5 protein-coding genes are annotated in these 4,776 nt (G+C 60.3%); 4 read left to right on the top strand and 1 reads right to left on the bottom strand.

The annotated features are described in order from the left end of the window. Window positions 1-252 precede the first annotated feature (252 nt). Together dnaQ and VF672_RS19740 are read left to right on the top strand one after the other, a co-directional pair. Window positions 253-1,005, top strand: a complete 753-nt coding sequence (dnaQ, locus tag VF672_RS19735) for a DNA polymerase III subunit epsilon (protein ID WP_331106227.1) — start codon at window positions 253-255, stop codon at window positions 1,003-1,005. An 83-nt stretch (window positions 1,006-1,088) separates the two neighbouring features. Continuing rightward, window positions 1,089-1,658 carry a GNAT family N-acetyltransferase gene (locus VF672_RS19740; RefSeq protein WP_414705636.1) on the top strand — a complete coding sequence of 190 codons (570 nt, stop codon included), beginning with the start codon at window positions 1,089-1,091 and terminating at the stop codon, window positions 1,656-1,658. Window positions 1,659-1,726: 68 nt separating this feature from the next. On the opposite strand, the gene VF672_RS19745 is transcribed toward VF672_RS19740, so the two are convergent. Further along, window positions 1,727-1,939, bottom strand: a complete 213-nt coding sequence (locus tag VF672_RS19745; RefSeq protein ID WP_331106224.1) for a hypothetical protein — start codon at window positions 1,937-1,939, stop codon at window positions 1,727-1,729. Window positions 1,940-2,269: 330 nt separating this feature from the next. Here VF672_RS19745 and VF672_RS19750 point away from each other — a divergent pair, with 330 nt between their 5' ends. Together VF672_RS19750 and VF672_RS19755 are read left to right on the top strand one after the other, a co-directional pair. Continuing rightward, window positions 2,270-2,833, top strand: coding sequence for an NAD(P)H-dependent oxidoreductase (locus tag VF672_RS19750; RefSeq protein ID WP_331106225.1), 564 nt, complete (start codon window positions 2,270-2,272; stop codon window positions 2,831-2,833). A 230-nt stretch (window positions 2,834-3,063) separates the two neighbouring features. Beyond that, window positions 3,064-4,776, top strand: a 1,713-nt coding sequence (locus VF672_RS19755) for a dermonecrotic toxin domain-containing protein (protein ID WP_331106226.1), incomplete at its 3' end; no start/stop codon positions are given.

A 4,776-nucleotide genomic window follows, 5' to 3' on the forward strand; every position in this document is an offset into this window, starting at 1 on the left:
GCCGGGAGATCGGATGAAGACAGAGACTGATTAACCGTCGTATGCTTTTTCATGGACTCGCCCTCGCTGTCGTTGGCTGTTTAGACTGCCACCGTGGCGCATTGACGCCTCGGCCTGGGCGAGTCCATCCAATTACAGAAACAGCGTGCGCGCGTCGCCACAAGCCGATAGCCGCGCGCGCACATCGCAAAACCCCCATGCTAAGATCCGCGCCTGAAGCTGAGGCGGTAGGCAATGACTGTACAAAACATCATCACTGAACGAAGGGTAGTCCTGGATACCGAGACTACCGGTATGCCCGTCACCGATGGCCACCGGGTCATTGAAATCGGTTGTGTCGAGCTGATTGGCCGGCGTCTGACCGGGCGGCATTTCCACGTTTACCTGCAACCGGATCGGGAGAGTGACGAGGGCGCCATCGGCGTTCACGGCATCACTGACCAATTCCTCATCGGCAAACCCCGTTTCGCTGAAGTCGCCGACGAATTCTTCGAGTTCGTCAAAGGCGCCCAGCTGATCATCCACAACGCGGCGTTCGACGTCGGCTTCCTGAACAACGAATTCGCCCTGATCGGCCAGCACGATCGCGCCAACCTCAGCAGCTACTGCACCATTCTCGACACCCTGGCGATGGCCCGCGAGCGTCATCCGGGCCAGCGCAACAGCCTCGATGCCTTGTGCAAACGCTACGACGTCGACAACTCCGGCCGTGAACTGCATGGCGCACTGCTTGACTCCGAGATTCTGGCGGAAGTCTATCTGGCGATGACCGGCGGGCAGACGACCCTGTCGCTGGCCGGCAACAACGACGGAGAGGGCGGCGCCGACCGTCCTTCCGAGGTCCGCCGTGTCGCCAACCGCGCGCCTGGCCGTATCATCCTCGCCAGCGAGTCCGAGTTGGCGGAACACCAGGCGCGCCTGGCCGTTATTGAAAAGGCTGCTGGCGCCCCGGCGCTGTGGACCCAGTTACTGGCAACGCAGGCCCAGGCCCAGGCCGAAGCCTGACGGCGACACTCAGGGCTGGGCTTGCGCGACGCCGCGGCCTTCATACGTGTTGATGTCAATCCCGGCAACGGTGCAGGAGGACCATGGTGAACACGTCCAGCCCGATTTTCAGCATCCGTGTCGCTGACGAGTGTTTCGAAGATTACATCCTCAACAGCGAATTCACGTTCACCGTCACCGGCTATGCCCAAGTGCAGATCGGCGAGCCCGTCGCGCACTGGCACGTTGACCCGGTCGAGCCTTACCTGAAGAACTACGGCATCGATTCGGAAGAGTTCTGCCATTACCGGGACGCCGCCGACAGTGCCGTGTTGGTGGCCTGGCTCGATGAGCAGCCGGTCGGGCATGTGGTGCTCAGCCAGCACTGGAACGGTTTCGCCCACATCGATGAACTGGCCGTGGACGTCGGCGCGCGGCGCAACGGTGTGGCGCGAAAGCTGCTGGATGTGGCGCAGTTCTGGAGCCGCAAGCGCGGTCTGCCGGGCATCACACTGGAAACCCAGAACAACAATCTGGAGGCGTGCCGTTTATATGAACGCTATGGGTTTGTGGTCGGTGGGCTGGATCATCTGCGCTATCACGCGATAGACCCCGCCACGCGGGAAGCGGCGATTTTCTGGTATCTGCTGTTTGACGCGCCGGTCGTCGGTTGATGCTGCAAGCCCGGATGGCCTAACTGGCGGCCGAGCGGGGTGAGTACCCTTGGGCTTGCAACGGTGTTTCAGTGCTCTCTTTTCAGCTTGATCTTGCCCTGAATCAACTCGAATTCCTCGCCACCCAAATGCTTGACGCGGTCGCCAATGGCCAGGCGATAAGTAGACACGGGCTCCTTGCCATCAGCCTCATCAGGCTGTGATTCACGGAATTCATGCACCGAGTAAACGCGTCCTTCCGCGTCCCTCGCATGAAATTGCCCAACTAGAACTGAAGCCATTTGCTTTGTAACCTCTGGAAATAACTGCTCGTTTTCACTCGCATCCTAACACCGCGAGTGCACAAACCGTGTCCGCTTGTAAGGTAATTCCGAAATTTCTGCGGTGACCTTATTCGCCTAAGGCAGTCTGACCGCCGTTTTCAGGCGGAGTTTTCGCTTCCAGGAAAAATAGTCGCGACGGACGGTTACCTGGTCTGGGCGAAGAATGCGGGGGGGAGGCGATGCGTCATCATCGAACGCTTCGATAATGACGAGCGGAAAAACAACAGGCAATGTCGCACCTGTTTCATCTATAACTGTTGTTTCGTCCAACAACAGAAGGTCCGTTTCATGAGCCAGGTTCATTCGATCGCAGTCATCGTCGGCAGCTTGAGGAAAGATTCCATCAACCGCAAAGTGGCCCGTGCACTGGCCGAACTGGCGCCCCCAAGCTTGAAGCTGAGCATCGTCGAAATCGGCGACCTGCCGTTGTACAACGAGGACATCGACGTTGATGCCCCGCCCGCTGCTTACACCGCGTTCCGCGAAGCCTTGCAGGGGGCCGACGGCTTTCTGTTCGTCACCCCCGAGTACAACCGCTCGGTGCCGGGCGCGTTGAAAAACGCCATTGACGTCGGCTCGCGGCCTTACGGCAAAAGCGCCTGGGGCAGTGCAAAACCCGCAGCGGTGGTCAGTGTTTCGCCAGGCGCAATCGGTGGTTTTGGCGCCAACCAGCACCTGCGCCAATCTTTTGTTTTCCTTAACGTGCTGTGCATGCAGCAGCCGGAAGCCTACCTGGGCAATGCGGGCACCTTCTTTGATGAACAGGGCAAACTGAGCGAGAAAACCCGTCCATTCCTGCAGAACATCATCGATGCGTTCGCGGGCCACGTTGAGCGCACGCTGAAAGACTGAAAGCGGGTTCCTCGTTGATGAGGGCTGCGCCGGATTCCGACGATTTGGCGCCGCCCTCGCTGTTTGCCCCCTGTTGTGATCGCCCTGACGGCGTCAGTGAATACTAAAAGCCGTCCCTTCTGCGCATCAATATGCACCGCAGAACCCTTCGATCTTTTCCATACGCTCTTTGGCACATCGCCTGTGGCCGATCACTTCGGCCACGGTTTGTTATGACCATGGAGCTTCACGTGCCTTCTGCCCATTCGATTTACTTTCAAAGCGCTTCACTGCGCCAGCGCTATATCGCCGAGTTGCAAGCCGCATTGCTTGCCGCAACCCTCTGCACCGAAGAGCACGACTGGCTGCTCTGCCTGGTCCGTGACGACGCCGAACCCGACACCGAAGCGGTGCGGGTCGATCACCTGGTGTTCGACGACGGCCGCAACACACCACTGGACATGGCAGCTGCGCTGTTGCTGAGCCACCCCACTTCCGGCAGTCCCACGGTGTATCTGCACACCCTGGCTCAAGGCGTCGAATCGTTCGCTGACCGGGCAGCGCTGCTGGCAGTGCTTCGGGAGCGATTCGCAGACAACGACAGCCAGTCGGCGTTTGAGTACGAACGGCTAGAGGGCGATCCATTTCGCGCTCAAATGATAAAGATCGTCGACTCCCAGGCCGAGCGCGTCGAGCAGATGACTGAAGCCTTGAGCACAACCCCGACGCTGTTCAGCGCGGCCAGCGCCGCCCTCAGTGAGCCATTGCAGCGCAGCCTGCCGGACCGGGTACTGAACCCTACCGTCAACCTGCTGCAGATTGTGCAGACGGCGTCGGGTGATAGCCCGGAAAAGGTACTGATGACGCAGACGTTGGCGCAGGCGGCGTACGACGATTTTTGCAAACGAGGTCTGATCGACGGCGTTGACCGACGTTTTCTCGACGCGCAGGGACGGGTCTTGCCGCCTGCCGATGCGGCGCGGCTGGCGCGAGCCATCACCGAGGCGGTCGCCGCAACCGGCGAACGCTTCGACGCTTTGCTCAAGGATTTCTGGGCCGACGGCTGGCGTGGGCAGCGGACGCGGAGGGACCAGGCCATCGACACGTTCGACAGCAGTTTTCGCCATGCCGTCTATCGAAGCCACCAGCAGGGGGAGATGACGAGCCTTGAGTGGACGGCGTTACGCTCATGGTTGCACGAGATGCGGGCACCGCTTTCGAAACGGTCGGGGATACGTTGCAGTCGCCTTGTGATCACTGCCGAAGACGGCACGCGAACAGGCCTGGCGGGCACCTTTGTGCTGCACCTCACCCAGTCTGCGGATGACGCGCTCTGGTGGTTTTCCCCCGACCACGTTCTGCGTCGATTCGCCGACGTCACGGCTTTGCATGTCTATCTTTCCAGCGCCGAAGGAAGGACACAGCTGCGCCCGGCGCTGCCCCTGGCGAGTCGATCGGCATTTGACGCGCTGGACTCGACACGCCCCGTTCTGGAAGACATCGAAGGGCAGGTGTACGCCAATCGTATCGAATCGATCATCGCCTGGCAGGCAAGCAATCTGGCGTATGTCTGCACCCTATCCTGTGATGCGGATCAGGTGTCGGCGATGTTCGACGATGCGCTGGACGTGCGCCAACTGCTCGATCCCTGGCAGCTGCAGTTCAGCGCAGGCCGGTGGCGCGAACAGGCACCTTTCGATTTCCTCTCGGTTTGGCGACTCGATGGAGACGGTTCAGCCGTCCAGGCGGGCGTGTCCGCGGCGGAGCAGGAGGATGCCCTGGATCACGTGGGCCATAAGATGGGGGAAACAGCCTTCCGGGCTTCAGCGCGGGCAATGTTGACGCCGTCCTGGCGCGAGCAGATGAACGTGGCCGACCGACTGGCCGGGGAGCTGCATGAACTCAACCATGGGCTGCGTGATCATGCACGATTGGCTTTGCAGCGCTATTTATGCGTAGCGGAT

It is taken from the genome of Pseudomonas sp. (assembly GCF_036387035.1).
Lineage (GTDB): Bacteria > Pseudomonadota > Gammaproteobacteria > Pseudomonadales > Pseudomonadaceae > Aquipseudomonas.

Coding starts and splice junctions, on each gene's coding strand:
- VF672_RS19750 (WP_331106225.1), top strand. CDS start 2,270: ATGAGCCAGGTTCATTCGATCGCAGTCATCGTCGGCAGCTTGAGGAAA.
- VF672_RS19745 (WP_331106224.1), bottom strand. CDS start 1,939: ATGGCTTCAGTTCTAGTTGGGCAATTTCATGCGAGGGACGCGGAAGGA.
- VF672_RS19740 (WP_414705636.1), top strand. CDS start 1,089: ATGGTGAACACGTCCAGCCCGATTTTCAGCATCCGTGTCGCTGACGAG.